The 14,565-nt window shown below is 37.8% G+C and carries 13 protein-coding genes and 1 pseudogene; 5 read left to right on the forward strand and 9 right to left on the reverse strand.

Annotated elements, in window-relative coordinates; translation table 11 throughout:
* Window positions 1–164: 164 nt before the first annotated feature.
* Window positions 165–410, reverse strand: a complete 246-nt coding sequence (locus tag B5Y67_RS25560) for a hypothetical protein (protein WP_207652382.1) — start codon at window positions 408–410, stop codon at window positions 165–167.
* A 700-nt stretch (window positions 411–1,110) separates the two neighbouring features.
* The gene (locus B5Y67_RS01620; RefSeq protein ID WP_242975773.1) at window positions 1,111–1,347 is read right to left on the reverse strand and encodes a hypothetical protein; all 237 of its coding nucleotides are present in this window, start codon (window positions 1,345–1,347) and stop codon (window positions 1,111–1,113) included.
* Window positions 1,348–1,817: 470 nt separating this feature from the next.
* Between B5Y67_RS01620 and B5Y67_RS01625 the strand changes: the two genes are divergently transcribed.
* Both B5Y67_RS01625 and B5Y67_RS01630 read left to right on the forward strand, forming a co-directional pair.
* Window positions 1,818–2,321, forward strand: a complete 504-nt coding sequence (locus tag B5Y67_RS01625) for a hypothetical protein (protein ID WP_088224849.1) — start codon at window positions 1,818–1,820, stop codon at window positions 2,319–2,321.
* Between the two features lie 283 nt (window positions 2,322–2,604).
* Window positions 2,605–3,636, forward strand: a complete 1,032-nt coding sequence (locus tag B5Y67_RS01630; protein ID WP_088224850.1) for a polysaccharide deacetylase family protein — start codon at window positions 2,605–2,607, stop codon at window positions 3,634–3,636.
* A 1,034-nt stretch (window positions 3,637–4,670) separates the two neighbouring features.
* On the opposite strand, the gene B5Y67_RS25655 is transcribed toward B5Y67_RS01630, so the two are convergent.
* Window positions 4,671–4,856, reverse strand: a complete 186-nt coding sequence (locus B5Y67_RS25655; protein WP_348982269.1) for a DUF1254 domain-containing protein — start codon at window positions 4,854–4,856, stop codon at window positions 4,671–4,673.
* 256 nt (window positions 4,857–5,112) lie between these two features.
* Here B5Y67_RS25655 and B5Y67_RS01640 point away from each other — a divergent pair, with 256 nt between their 5' ends.
* On the forward strand, window positions 5,113–6,879 hold the full coding sequence (locus B5Y67_RS01640; protein ID WP_088224851.1) for a serine hydrolase: 1,767 nt from the start codon (window positions 5,113–5,115) through the stop codon (window positions 6,877–6,879).
* 91 nt (window positions 6,880–6,970) lie between these two features.
* Entirely contained in the window at window positions 6,971–7,750 is a 780-nt protein-coding gene (locus tag B5Y67_RS01645) for a phosphotransferase (RefSeq protein WP_088224852.1), read from the forward strand.
* A 55-nt stretch (window positions 7,751–7,805) separates the two neighbouring features.
* On the opposite strand, the gene B5Y67_RS01650 is transcribed toward B5Y67_RS01645, so the two are convergent.
* The 4 genes and pseudogenes from B5Y67_RS01650 to hfq form a co-directional block, all read right to left on the reverse strand.
* Entirely contained in the window at window positions 7,806–8,051 is a 246-nt protein-coding gene (locus B5Y67_RS01650; protein ID WP_088224853.1) for an SHOCT domain-containing protein, read from the reverse strand.
* 967 nt (window positions 8,052–9,018) lie between these two features.
* Window positions 9,019–9,195: pseudogene (locus B5Y67_RS01655) on the reverse strand (sigma factor-like helix-turn-helix DNA-binding protein); the annotation flags it as partial.
* Window positions 9,174–9,659, reverse strand: a complete 486-nt coding sequence (locus tag B5Y67_RS26295; RefSeq protein WP_170932548.1) for a DDE-type integrase/transposase/recombinase — start codon at window positions 9,657–9,659, stop codon at window positions 9,174–9,176. The gene B5Y67_RS26295 and the pseudogene B5Y67_RS01655, both read right to left, overlap by 22 nt.
* 1,032 nt (window positions 9,660–10,691) lie before the next feature.
* Window positions 10,692–10,922 (reverse strand): RNA chaperone Hfq, encoded by a 231-nt coding sequence (gene hfq / locus B5Y67_RS01670; protein WP_088224857.1) that lies wholly within the window; start codon window positions 10,920–10,922, stop codon window positions 10,692–10,694.
* A gap of 659 nt (window positions 10,923–11,581) precedes the next feature.
* On the opposite strand from hfq, the gene B5Y67_RS01675 reads away from it, so the two are divergent.
* Entirely contained in the window at window positions 11,582–11,722 is a 141-nt protein-coding gene (locus tag B5Y67_RS01675; RefSeq protein WP_207652383.1) for a hypothetical protein, read from the forward strand.
* Between the two features lie 55 nt (window positions 11,723–11,777).
* On the opposite strand, the gene B5Y67_RS01680 is transcribed toward B5Y67_RS01675, so the two are convergent.
* Window positions 11,778–12,545 carry a YibE/F family protein gene (locus B5Y67_RS01680; protein ID WP_088224855.1) on the reverse strand — a complete coding sequence of 256 codons (768 nt, stop codon included), beginning with the start codon at window positions 12,543–12,545 and terminating at the stop codon, window positions 11,778–11,780.
* Between the two features lie 3 nt (window positions 12,546–12,548).
* Window positions 12,549–13,691 carry a YibE/F family protein gene (locus tag B5Y67_RS01685; protein ID WP_088224856.1) on the reverse strand — a complete coding sequence of 381 codons (1,143 nt, stop codon included), beginning with the start codon at window positions 13,689–13,691 and terminating at the stop codon, window positions 12,549–12,551.
* Between the last annotated feature and the right edge of the window lie 874 nt (window positions 13,692–14,565).

Consider the following 14,565-nt stretch of genomic DNA (forward strand, 5'->3'; position numbering starts at 1 on the left):
AACGCAATGACATTTCAAACATAATTCTTTCCTCCAAACTTCGATATAATACCACTAATTTTCTAATTTATGGCATTTACTTTATTAGAAACTTGCCTCTGCTTCAGATACATTGGAAATATTCATCGATTAGATCTAATGGCTTTTCTTAGCCTTTTCTAGTATTACAAAACCGCCCTCACCTCAACACCTACTTTAAACACAAACTCCACCTCAACCATCGATACAACTCTAACCTTTTCAACGAATTTGCGAAACAAATCTCCTTCAAACCTATCCAGCAGCTTGCCATCCCTAGCATCCAGATAAACCTTAAATTCCTCTACCAACCTACCCTTCCACTCCCTCTCAGCCTCAGCCCCCTTTACTCTCTGCTTATGCGCCTGCAGCCTTTCAATCTCGGCAGTCAAACTCGAATATTCCTGATTATTCCGCACCATATTCATCAATTCTTGCTGAAGTTCCGCTAACTTGGCCTCGATATCATCATAACAACTCTCCGGAACACTGATATCTTCTATTATATAGGCCTCTTTATTAGCAATGATTCCATAACAACATTCATATTAACCACACTTCGCCCAATTGCCCGGGATACTCTGAAAAGGTGTCGATATAAATTGAAACGCAATCCATACACAATGTAACAATTGACTTGGAATTAACTACATATCCTGCTAACTGTAATATTGTGTTAAAACACTAAGACTCTTTTAAGTATTTCGAACCAGAATAAATAAATCCCTTTATAACCCCTTTGGGATCCGATAATGGCTACTATGACAAGTTATAGGAGCATGCACTACTCAAATAACGCCAAATTCAGGCTTGAGTGCTGATTTTGACGTTATCATATTTTTGTTTAATTTATGTTTTTGATTGAGAATGCTATCTCCCAAATACTCGTTATTGCTTCAATTTCCATTACATATCAATTCCGAAAAATGGGCTTACGTTTGAACTTTGTCCGTCCCTGATGGACTTTTTCTTAATTTCTTATTCAAGACTAACCCTGATAAAACTAAGGGATCGTTAACATACACAATTAAAATAAGCTACCATATACTTGAAAGGCTTGACGATTTTCCACTCGCCAAGCCTTTATTATCACTAAATCTTATACGAAAACCACTTACAACTACTCAATTCGTACTTCAGTTGAAATTGTTTCATAAACCCATGAACCTCGCTCTGACATTCATAGACCTTCATTCGATTACCAGCAATCTTCTCTTCAGATATTCTTTTGATCATCTCAACTTTAACGACGTTTCCGTCATGCCTAAAGCGAATCGGACGCGGTGTCCCAGGAATATCAAACCATGCTATCATTTCAATCGGGCTCATGACTATTTTCATCTCCAGCCACACTTCGCCCAATCACCCGTAATACATTCGGTACATCCTCCGATATGTAACAGTTTGTTCCGGCACACTGGGCATTGATCATGGGCAGTTAACCATTCTTCACAGGGTTCCGTACAATAGGATTTCCTATTACACTCAGCACAGACATCTCTCATTTTTATCGCTTCTTAGTACATACATTTGATTTATTATCGAACTTACGTTCCCATTATAGCCACATTTCATTAATATATCAATTGAAAAACCTTCCTAACTATAAGTTTAACATCCCTCATCGACAAATCGTTGAGGGATGTTAGGTTTCGTTTGAGGATAAAGAGTCAACCGTTAATCAAGGTCAAATCATTATTTGCGATTAATTAATCACTTTAATCGTATGAAAATAGGTCATTATTCTTACAAGCCCTCATATAAATTTATTACTTGTACAAATAATGAGAGGAGCCAAAATGAAAATGAATAAAGGTAAGTTAAAAACGATTATATCTATAGCAGCCGGAATCACGATTATTACCTTAACGACAACAGGATGTAATAGTAAAATGCTTTCATCAACTCAAAAACAAGCCCCAGGCAATGCCCAAGCAACTCTTTCTACGATGACACCGACAACCGAGAAATCATCTATTCCAACTTCCAAGGGATCTGAATTAGCAAAAACCAGTTCTAAATCCACAACTAATAAATCCGAAACAAGCACAGAACTTACTAATGAACTAAAGACGTATTTGAAAACAAATTATGGAATAGGCTCTCACGAAAAATCTTGGTATAAATACATCTCTCGAATAGCAGTCAATGGTAAGAGTGTCACAATTAATACTAGTCTTCACACTGACAAGAAAGTTGCGACTGCTATAGCCAATGCCGTTCTAGGTTGGCCCAAATTTAGTGGTATCGTTACTATTGAAGGCTCAAATGGCAGTACTCTTGCAAAAGAATCAAAAGCTTAAAATAATAGGTAGTTAAAAAGTTACCCTCCAATTGACTCTAAATCTTTTGGAAGGTAACTTTTTTCTTAGTACATACATCTATTCATTTAATTCACGCCTTAGTACATATGTGGTTTAAAATAGCTAAACATTTTTTGAACCACATAATTCACTTAGCTCCGCATCTGCCCATTCGAACGATTGGCTAAAGCTCCTTAATTTAATATTGGATAATTCTAGAGGAGAATTATCTTATTTATCGAATTACTGGTTATGGAATATTATGGAAGGAGCAACAGCTTTAATGATGTACGGCAAAGCTAGTCCTCGAAGATCAGATTTTGGTAAAATCTTTGTTTTTTTTATTTTGGTGCTCGTTATTTCCACTACAGTTTTCGTGAAAAATTATTTTTTTAATGGTTCTAATTCACTTAAAAAACCTAATAAGCCCCCGTCATCTGCCAATGCAACTTTAAATAACAATCGTTCCGAATCATTGGATCAACTAAATCCCACGAGAACCTCCGCTGGCCCAATCAAGGTGGTGTATGAACTTCCGGAGAAACAGCCCGTAGTCTATATCACTATTGATGACGGTTGGTATCCAAACGAAGAAGTTATAAAGTTAATGCAACAATACCATCTACCCATTACTACTTTTCTTATAGAACAGGCTGCTCAGAAACACCCTGACTTTTGGCATGAATTCGTGAAGTCAGGTGGGCATATTGAAGACCATACTTTTAGCCACCCTTATTTGACGCATTTGTCACCGACAGATCAAAAAAATCAAATCTCTCAACCTATAGATTATTTACGCCAGTTCGGTTCACCACCTAATGAGTTAAGGCCACCTTACGGGGATTTCAATTCTGAAGTCGGACAAGCAGCCCATGATTCCGGGATTAAATATATCGTAATGTGGGATGCAGAAATGGAATATTCCAGATTTACTACTAGAAGTGGTCTGGGTCTTAAGGCAGGAGATATTATACTTTTACATTGGGTTCCTGGACTGGATCAGGAACTTATAAAGCTATTGAACATCATTCAGAAACAGAATTTAGGTATAGCTGATTTAACCCAGGCATTAACTGGAGAGCCTTTAACAATAAGTTGGATAAAAGCATCAATTCCTGCCCCCAAACCTACACCAACAATGTCTACCAGTACTACTACTTCCGGAAATCCTAAAACTCCTGGAACTTCTAACACTCATAGAACTTCTAACACTTCCGGAACCTCTAATACTCCCGGAGCCTCCAACACTCCTGGAGCCTCTAACACTCCCGGAGCCTCTAATACTCCTGAAAGCCCTGACACTTGGGGAGCATAAACAAGACTTTATAAAATATGGTCCCCGGTGTCATGAAAAACACCGGGGTTCAGTCCGTCTAAATTACCTACTGACAATTCGGGAATTCGGAGACTTTTGGAAGACCTCTTTTCCTCTAAGGGTTACAAAGTAGGCACACCTGCTTCGGGACCCGAAGCCTTAGAACTGAAAAAAAACAGTCACCTTTAATAATATCGGACATCAAAATGCCGGGTATTAGCGGAGTTTTTGAACACAGTGTGTGTACAATCGCAAGACAAACTAACAAATTCCTATAGAAAACGCTAGGAGTGGTGTTCGGTGCGCTAATTGGCGATCGTATATGTTATTAACTCCGTAGAAGGTGCCGAAGCTTCGGCCACAAAAGAACTAGATGGGCTGGATTCAGCCCAGTAACCTCCCTATCTGTAATTATAGACCATCGGAATTCCTTAATAACTATCCAAGAAAAATAAAAAAGCCGGAGCACCCAAAACTCCAGCAGTTATCTCGCTTACATTTCACAAGTGTGTCGAAAATTAACACAAATCACATAAACCTTCTTTCACAGTCTCAATGGTCCCCTGTCCTGTACTCATACTAAGCATTTTTTAGGCTGTTTAACCTTAAACATGTTCCCGTATACGCAGTCAGAAAACATTACCCCTGTTTTTTATTCAATTCCGGATATTTGTAAACTCTTACAACCCGCATGAATAGTGGCTTTTAGAGTGTCTGTTTTCTTAAACAAACCACAGTCTCAACGTGGATTGGTGTTTCTTCGTTGAAGATATCTAAGGGGCACTCCCTTGTCTTTACTATCCAATAACTCAAGGTTTGTGCAATCAATAAACACACTGAACTTTGCTTTGGGCGGTGAAGCAAGATTCGGTACTGTATAGAGCGTATTGACGGGTATGCCGGAGGCGCAGCCTAGTCCGTGGCGAACTGTCACTCTTTCCAAGGCATTATCTACGACGGGAGGTGCCTGATACTCGCTGTACAACACATAAGGGCCGGGCTTGATCTGCGCGGAGACAACATAAAGTCGCGCACTAGGGCTGCGTCAGCGGAGATAGTTGTATCTGCTTCACGAGTTTATAAGCGGTCGAGAGGTCGCTGTCGCTGCCGACCAAAACGCGGCCAATAATGAGCACAGAATTATTTGGCAAAGAAATCTGTGCCCCCCCCTGCGGCACGACCCCTTTCCAACCGGGACCGCAAATTAGGTGGGCCCCCACCTCGGTTCCTGTGGTACGTTAACCGACATAGGCAAAGGTAGTATTTTCGACGGATCGGTGAACTGCACACTGTTATAGCGACCCAAATTCCCATGGTCACAATAATACAGTTCTGGTAATTGATCCGTTTTCAGGACTTCCCGTCCCTCTTCTTAATAGAGTCGCATAATAGACTGCTATACTATCGATAATGCTTGTTTATTTTCGAGTGAATATCCATATAATTATTTTGAGATAAAGGCCTGGAGGTGCTTTCATGGACAATGACTCCTTAAAAGAAACGAAAAGTGTTTTACCAGAGAAAGTTTTAAAAACGATTCGAGAGTACATAAAATCCAGCTTGGATGAGTTCCACATTCCAGGCGCAGCTGTGGCCGTGGTAAAAGATGAAAACATAATTTTTCTGGAAGGCTTCGGCAAACGGGACATAGAGCATGAACTACCTGTCACTCCTGATACACTATTTGCTATTGGATCAAGTACAAAAGCATTCACGACAATGTCCATCGGTATACTGGTTGACGACGGCAAGCTGGATTGGGACAAACCTGTAGCAACTTATATCTCTGAGTTCAAACTAAATGATAAATATGCCAGTGAAAATGCAACGCTGCGTGATCTCGCTACGCACCGAGTTGGTCTTCCACGGCATGACTTAGTCTGGTATAAGGCACCTCTCTCCCGCGAAGAGATAGTACTTCGTCTATCTCACCTTGATTTCGCTAAACCGTTTCGAACGACCTTTCAATATCAAAACATGATGTACCTGACCCTTGGATACGTGGTTGAAAAAATATCGACGCAAAGTTGGGAGACCTTTGTCCGAACACGAATCCTTGACCCATTGGGTATGAAACGAACCAACTTCTCTGTAAATGAATCTCAACATGATCATGATTTTTCCAAACCGTACAAGGTTGTTAATCAAACGGTCAAAGAGACGCCTTTTGCTAACATTGACTCAATAGGACCAGCGGGATCTATAAACTCCTCAGTAAGGGAAATGGCGCAGTGGGTTAGGCTTCATCTCAGTAAAGGGAATTTTCAATCGAGTCAGTTGATTAGTGAAAATAACATCAGACAAATGCACTCTCCCCACATCTTAATAGGGCCTTCCCAAGACGGACGAATCCTTTTTCCCAGTTACGGTTTGGGTTGGTTCACCGAAGTATACAGAGGACATCACGTTGTACAGCATGGCGGAAACATTGATGGTTTCACTGCCCAGGTCACAATGGTTCCCAAGGAAACTATGGGGATTGTAATTCTGAGTAACCAGGAGCACAGTGTATTCCCTACGGCGGCAGCTTATACTATACTCGATACATTTCTAGACCTTCCTAAGATCGATTGGAACACCTTACTGAAAGACAAAATTGGTAAGCTCATTACCTCACAGCGTGAAGGTAAAGGGCAAGTGGATGAGAATCGCGTGCTTGACACGAAGCCATCTCACGAGCAATCTGCCTATGTGGGTGAATTCGAGCATCCGGCTTATGGTGTCATTTCGATAACTTCGGAGGGAGATCATCTCTATATTGACTACCATGCTCTTTCAAAACAACTGGCGCTTGAACACTATCACTATGATGTATTTTCGTTTGCGTTCAACGAGGTAACCTTCAGTGAAGGTGATTTTACCCAACATTTCAAGGTTCAGTTTCATAGCGATCTTCGAGGAAAAATTTCTCATCTAACCGTTCAATTTGAACTAATGCTTGAGCCAATTGAGTTTGTGCGGAAAACGGCAGCGAAGTTTCTAAATCAGGAACTATTAGAAAAATATGTAGGCGGATACGATCTTGCCGGTGTAATCGTCACCGTTGCGCTTCGTGAACAAGCCACACTGACTGTAACTGTTCCAGGGCAACCTACGTATGAATTGGTTCCTATAAATAACACGGAATTTAGTATCAAGGAATTATCTGGTTTTGAGATTCAATTTGTATTAGATGAACACGAAGCCTGCTCTGAAGCTAGGTTTAAGCAGCCAAACGGCACATTCGGATTAAAGCGCAGGTAGAAATACAGCTCCCAACACTTCGACAGATGTTATCCTTGCTAAAAAAATTTTAGTTGTATCCGAAAGGACACATATTCATGAATATTAACAAATTCAGGGCGATGCGGAGATTCTTCGTTACTTAGAACAACAAAATTTCCCCGCAGAACGATGCGCTCACACCGAACCAGTATTCATGCACGAAGAACAACCGGTCCTAATAACTAATTTCGTCGATGGGACTAAACCGAAAGGCAGCGCAAAAGCCTTTTATTTTGCAGGGGTTCTACTTGGCCGTCTACACACATTACCCCTAGCTTCAGGTGATATGTCACGAAAAGGTGGAGCGTGGCACCATTTATCCGTTCAGGGAGGTACACGAGAGGAAATAGAAGCTGCACAATCATTTGTCATAAGCTCAGAGAAAAATGTGTCAATGGAAGATCGATCACACTATGAAACATTACTAAACGAGCTCAGACAGCTTGATGATCTCCATGATATGCCGCAAGCCCTTATCCATCCGGACTTCGTCCCTTCAAATATGATCAAAGCGGATGTTGGGAACTGGGCAGTCATCGACTGGTCTGGAACTGGACGGGGGCCACGCATCTTTTCTCTGGGGTTTCTTCTATGGGCTGCTGGCTTTCGAGGGAATCTGCAATGTGTCGATGCAGTCATCACTGGTTACCGTAATTATATTAATCTTGAAATTGACGAATTAAAACGGCTCTCGAATGCGATAGGTTTTCGACCGCTCATCTGGGATTGTTGGGCGTTCTGCATGGGCCGAAAAACACTCGTCGAAGCCGCGCAGGGAGTATCGGTGACGCAAGAAATTACGAAGACGATAACTAACCGCTCAGAGCAGGCATTTAAGAACCTCACTTAAAACCAAATGCGTTGACGAGAATAGTTTCATCTTCTCAGTCAACGCATCAACCCAATCAGGATATTAAATCTTGTTTTCTTCTATTAAATTCATCAACATCAATCTCGCCTTTAGCATATCTGGTTCGAAGAATTTCTAGCGCATTGTCTGTTTGTTTTGTAACACCGTGGTATCTATCCCTATGACCACGGAATATTCTTACGATGAATACAATTAATACGAACCATAGTATTAGATGTATAACCATGCTAAGTAGCCCCAGCCCCATGAGACCACCGCTCAGAAGTCCAAATCTAACCATGTTGATACCTCCTGAAAATTCTTGAGTTCATAATGAACTATACTCCTAATGAAGCGCTTTTTGATGAGTGAAGTATGAACAAATTGTTAAAGAATTAATAAGTTTCGTGTAATGATAGCCCTCTATTGGGCACTAATCAAGAAATTTCAGTCCATGAATACTTAATTAAATCCTCATGAGCGAGGCCCTAACCTCGCAGGTCCATTAAAACTAACTTTTGTATCATGTTAGATTTGACGTCTAAGCTCCCAGATTGCAAACTCTGCCATCAATCCAAGATGCATACACTACGATTTGATATAATCCTACCCCTAAAAAAATATTATATTGTTTTTTGCTTGCTCTTTGGTAATTTTCGAGAAAACTTTGTCGCCTTTTTAGTATCGTTTGATTTGGCAACTTTTCTGGCACCTAACCTAATAGCGGTTCGAGAAGGTTCCCAAAATCACTTGATAGGTTTCTATCTCAAAGAACCAGCCAGTTTCATTTGATCGTTTAAGGGGTTCTAACCCCTCCTTTCCAACTTCATATGCATTGAACTTAATATTTCCCATTATGAACTTTTTGGTCTCAGGGATGCAGATAGTACCAATGAGGGTCTTTTCATCAATTTGGGATTATGAGGGATGATTATTCACCAAAACCGGCTTATTATACCTTTAGGAATTTATTAAATGAGCTTAGCGTTTAAACTACAAAAAGAACCCGCAAGGTAGACATTAAACTGAACTGCTCTCTGTCAAGGGGAGCATATCAAACCGACCACCTTACGGGTTCTTTTTCTGTGATAAATATTATACGTTAATCATCATCATTCGCAAAGACCGTAACTTTACCAATATCTTTCCTCAATTAAAGAAGCTTCCTTATGGTCAACAAGTTTGTTCATCGCCCATAAGAAAGCTCTTTCTATCAATACTGAGGTTATGAAGTTCTGCCCTTCCTTTTCCAGTAAATCATTGCAATATTATTTCGGATTAATCCTCTTCATCTCTTCCATCAGCCTTTGAATCGCCTTTTTTTCAATCCTTGATACATAAGATCTGGAAATCCCCAGAACCTTGGCGATCTCACGCTGAGTACGCTTAGGGCTATTCATGAGACCATAACGCAATTGGAGCACTATTTTTTCCCTCTTAGTAAGCTTTTTGTTGCTTGTATATTGACTGCCCTATCGCTGTAGAAGAGCATCCCAGTTGCCGGATATTTTTTGACGGCAGATAAGAAGACATCGATACAGATTTCAGCTTTCATGTTATCAGCCATTTTGAAACCGACGATGCTTCCGTCAAAACAGTCCAATATGGCAGCAAGATAAAGTTTTCCGTCTGTCGTTGGTATTTCTGTGATATCCCCAAGCCACTTTTGGTTAGGTAATAAAGCATTAAAATCTTGACGGAGCAAGTTTTCGCTAGCTTGTGCTGCTGGATCAGCCTTGGTAATCCCTTTGGCATGGAACTTTTTCTTGGCCCTAAGATTATTTTCTCTACAAAGCTTTAGAACCAAATAATAGCTTTGGGTATAACCATTAAAAAGCTTTAACTCCAAATAAATTCGATAGGGTCCATAATCCGGATTATCTGCACATATTTTACGGATTTTAGCCAAAAGATCTGATATTTATAGGGGCGGTCTTGTAGGCGTAGCCATTTGTAATAACCGGCTTCACTCACTTTAAGGACCTTGCACATTTCTTTAATACTATGTTCGGTTGATTCTTTAATCTTTTGCACCCGTATAAACCTAAAGAGTTCTCGCGCAGCTACTTCTTTTGGCTCTCTGCGAAAAAACCTAATGCTTTTTTCAGGATGTCATTGGTAAAATTTTATTTATGTTAGCATTACTACCACTCTAGGGTCATTCTGCTTCCCGAAATGATACCGCTGTCTTTTGAACTGAAATTTCATTAATTAGTTTGCCTAGGAGCTTATCATGATTTTTAGAGAGGATTGAAGCTGTGTGACATCGACTCCCCTTTTAGCAAGTGGTTGGCAACTGCCAGCCGCATTAGGGAATCTCAACGACTCCTTAATCGCCATGCGTGGCGCACAAACTAAATCAGCAGATGCTGAGAATCTGCTGATTTGTGCAATATTTCTTAAACAGAACCTCTTAATTCTTTTTACATCTCTTTATTTAATGACGTTAATCCTACAACTACACCTTTTAATTCTATAGAACTGATTTATCATTTTATCTATGTCTATTTTGTTAAAATCACTGGCTTCAAAACAAACTCTTCCTCCCATGTAAGGAATATCAATGAGCTTATGTTCCTTAAAAAGATAACAGAGAAGCATGATTGAAGAAAATAATAACCCAGAATAATATACCTTCATAAGGTAACCACTGATCAATTGCGTAAATGGCTTAATCAATTTGTAGCTTTTCAGTTCATAAATTGCTTTTAATAAAATAGTCAAACTGCCAGAATACAGGAAGGCCATAAAAAAATATTTTGACCTGACTTTATAATATCTCATAGAGAGAATATTAGAAATAGGAATAAACATGTTTCCATTTGTTTTTCTCAAGTAACTATTAATATAGTTATAGTAAAAACCACTAACTTGTAACCTCTTGTCTGTGAGAGAGATACTGCCGACCTCTCCAACAACATCTAATCGTTCTGAGGCCATATCAGACTTGCCCTTGTCTTATAAATTTAATCGGTCGAAGTGGCGAAACCGTTGAAATCATTTGTTTAAAAAGCATTTGTTGTCTTCCATCAATCTCTAGCATTAAAGTAAAGTTGTCATTCCCAATAATTTTCCCTCGAAATTGTAAACCAGTTATTAAGTAAATAATTACTGGTGTTTTATAGGTTTGTAGTTGCTCTAGGTATGTATCTTGTAATCTGCTTCGATTAATCATTATTTTTGGGCCTCCAACTTCAACATCAAGAAGTAATTAGTTATAAGAAAAATCTATCAAGAAAGTGGTTTTCAAAAGTAAATATAATTATAACTGTATCATTTTTTCGACAAATATTTCAGGTTTCATGTGAAATAATTTACTAGTGTCTTTTCCATGGCAGGAAGCACATATTGATATTTCCACCTTACCCCCTCTTTGCTTGATGAGGGGGCTTTTTTACAGTTATTTCACTATACTACATAGTTCCATATATTGAAAGCTTTAGCCTTACATATTTTAAATTACAAAGATATTTCTTTGCGTTAGCCCACTGTCTTGAGCATCATTGATAGCCATAATGTAGAGTCTCTCTTATTCTTAGATGGAATTGAAACCTCTTTAATTTAAGTATCTTAATAAAATCTACATAATCTCTTCACAAAAATAACAAGTATCTATCCTATTATTGTGTAGTTATGGTAATTTTATCCATAACAACTCAGGTAAATGTACGTTCTGTTTGTATTGGATTTCACCCGACAATAAACACTCACACCTAAATAAAAGGAGGAAAAGAAGCGTGAAACGTAGTCAATCTTGCAAATCATCAAAAAAGCCCTTACTAGTAGCTGGTATGTTGTTATCTTTGTCCATAGTAGGTGAAGGTCATCTTAATGTCTGCATACGCTGACAAGCAAGAAATGGATGAATTAGCTCGTCATTACCAAATCGATTACTTTTTAGATAAACCATTTGATTTGGAACATTTAAGTGGTGTTGTTGATGGTCTCTTGAATGCGTCGATGCTTTATTAGAAAGAGACCAAAAACCGCCCACTGAGTTTTATGTTTCAATAGTTAATCAAAAAAGTCATTCTTTAGCCTGTTTGAATTGTAAAAATATGAGAGTTGAAGAAATAAATGCGGTAATAGGAATTATTAGAATAATACCTATTCCACTGCACATAACCTGAAAGACTTCTGAGCAAAATGCTTTAGAATTTAACATGTCTAAGATAGAGTAGTTAAGCTTAACAAACCTGATAATTAGTGTCATGAATCCTCCGATATAAGCGAAAAGCAAGGTGTTTGTCATTGTTCCCAGAATATCTTGACCAATGTTAAATCCTGACTTGAATAAACTACTCTTAGTTATATATAAGTTGTTTTTATATAGTTCATTCATGGAAGAAGAGATCGAGATGGAGACATCAATTATAGCACCCAACAATCCCAATAAAATCTCACAAAACACTACTTTAGAAAAATCCAAGTGAATGCCAGATGATTGTATTGGAATATACTCCAATTGTTCAATGTTAAATCCCTGTATATTTGCATCTGTTCCCATTTTGTAAGTTAATAGCATTGTAAAAATTACAACTAATATTACAGATAATAGTGATGATATAGATTTATTATTAATACCATTAATGAGAAATAAAGTCATTGAGCTAATAACAATGCACCCAATGATGGTCACTTTGATCGGGTCAAGCTGATTAGTTATTAAAATCAGCATAGCAAAAAAGGTTATGAAGTTTAAACACAAACTTAAGAATGAGTTTGCCCCTTTTTCTCCTCCAACAAAGACCATAAGGAACAATAGAATAAATAATAGAATAGCTGAGACATTCATAATTCAAAATTCTCCGATTTTATTTCTTTTCAGCAGAAACACAGAAATATAGATGCTCACAGGAATACTGATAACAATTCCTATACATCCGGTAAGCGCCCGTACAACTTCAAGAGAGATGTTAAAATTCATTATATCAAGAATTGAAACATCATTGATTAATCGGATCAAAATAATAGGAATACTTCCACTGAAATAAGCAAAAATTAACGTATTGGACATCGTACCCATAATATCTTGCCCAATTTCTAAACCTGACTTTAGAAGGATCTTCTTCTCTAGCAAGGGATTTTTATGATATATTTCCTGTAGAGACGAGGAAATTGAAATGGCAATATCCATGATTGCGCCTAAAGTACCGATTAATATCTCAGCCATAAATATTTGTTCAGGTGGAAAATTGAAAAACTCCATTTCTTCGTAATGGATTCCGTTTGCATGCAAGAGCATTATTACGACATAAGTTATTAACATGGAAATAAGAGTACCAACTATAGTACTTAGGATTGCGGCGAAGGTCTTCTTTCTTATTCCGGTTGCTAATAATAAAGACCCGATAATAAATATAATACATGCCAAAGAGGAAATAACTATAATGTTATACCCAAGTAAAATTAATCTGATGACGAAAGAAATAATAACCGCATTGATGATTACACTGGTCAAAGCCCTTAATCCCTTAACGCCTCCTATTAAAGAAATTAACAAAACAAATAAAATAGAAACATAAGCAAGATATTTATCTCGTTTAACATCTAGGATTACGGCGGATGTAATTTTTTTATCCTGATTTACTTGAAGTTTAACAAAAACTTCATTATTTAATTTCAAATCCAAGTCGGTAGCATGAGAATACGTTGATGAATTCTGCAGTTGAATAATTTCTCCTTTATAAATTCCGTTCACAATAATTGCGTTAATTTGTTGCTTTTTAATTTGTTGATTACTGAGATGTTTTGTAGTTATTGAGGTGATTTTAGCAATTGTCTTATTATAATAATTTTCATTGCTAAATTTAAACCAAAAACCAATTATGCAAATAATTAACAGTATTGTAATAATGAAATGCAGTTTGTGATTATTACATTTCATATAATCTTTAAAATATTTCTTCATTCTATTAATTTCAAAAGGTATTCCCGTCATTTCTATTAATCCTTTTCACCATATAATTGGGTGGAATTAGACATTCCAAATCCACAGGTAAGCTCAGTTGGTTCTATTTATACTCTTTAAAAATAACTTGATTATCTACTTTCTTTCCCGGTTTTGACAAGATGGACACACTTGACCAATTCGTTCTTTCCTTGTCTTAATTATACTATTTTTGTCCAAAATGTGCCGAAAAACCGCTGAATTCTAATGATTTCTAGCGGTTTTCTCTCGGTTGTGTTTTCACACACTCTTTGTTTTACGTTAGAAAGGTTAAATTAATGATATGAGGCAACAAATCAAAGCTATGTTCATGTAAAAGCAAATGTTTATGCGCGAATTCGTTCGAAATTCAACTACGCTTTAGCGAACCTAGGTATGGCCTGTAGCAGACTGATTGGCATTGGTTGGTTTTCATATTTTGCTAGCAATTGATGATTATCAAGACTCGAAAATAATTTCCGGTCCAGCTAAATGGTTTTTTGTCTATACTTGATACTCGTGGTACTTCATGTTGAGTCTCTAATAATTTTGAAATTCTACTTTTCCTAATCATAAGCATCTTACTACCTTCTTGCAAAGTTCGGGGAAAGTTGTCAAACAAAAAAGGCATCTCATCATGCTAGATGATAATCCTTTCAAGTCATGGGTTTTATTTGGAATTTAAGTTCACTCAATAGTTATTTTTAGCAGTTAATTTTAACTTTGTCTGTTTCCCTAACTCTCTTACTGCATTTATGTTCTTATTATTTAAGTTTCGCACCCTGATAGGAGTTATTTCCCGGCGGAAACTTGGTCACCAGTTTGAGTTCTTGCATCTTAACTCAGACAATTCCATTGGAATTTTACTGTTTAACAAGCTTTATCA

Source organism: Desulfosporosinus sp. FKB, assembly GCF_002196705.1.
Lineage (GTDB): Bacteria > Bacillota > Desulfitobacteriia > Desulfitobacteriales > Desulfitobacteriaceae > Desulfosporosinus.

Coding starts and splice junctions, on each gene's coding strand:
- B5Y67_RS01630 (WP_088224850.1), top strand. CDS start 2,605: ATGATGTACGGCAAAGCTAGTCCTCGAAGATCAGATTTTGGTAAAATC.
- B5Y67_RS01685 (WP_088224856.1), bottom strand. CDS start 13,691: ATGACGGGAATACCTTTTGAAATTAATAGAATGAAGAAATATTTTAAA.
- B5Y67_RS01640 (WP_088224851.1), top strand. CDS start 5,113: ATGGACAATGACTCCTTAAAAGAAACGAAAAGTGTTTTACCAGAGAAA.
- B5Y67_RS01680 (WP_088224855.1), bottom strand. CDS start 12,545: ATGAATGTCTCAGCTATTCTATTATTTATTCTATTGTTCCTTATGGTC.
- B5Y67_RS01675 (WP_207652383.1), top strand. CDS start 11,582: ATGTCTGCATACGCTGACAAGCAAGAAATGGATGAATTAGCTCGTCAT.
- B5Y67_RS01650 (WP_088224853.1), bottom strand. CDS start 8,051: ATGGTTAGATTTGGACTTCTGAGCGGTGGTCTCATGGGGCTGGGGCTA.
- B5Y67_RS01620 (WP_242975773.1), bottom strand. CDS start 1,347: ATGAGCCCGATTGAAATGATAGCATGGTTTGATATTCCTGGGACACCG.
- B5Y67_RS01625 (WP_088224849.1), top strand. CDS start 1,818: ATGAAAATGAATAAAGGTAAGTTAAAAACGATTATATCTATAGCAGCC.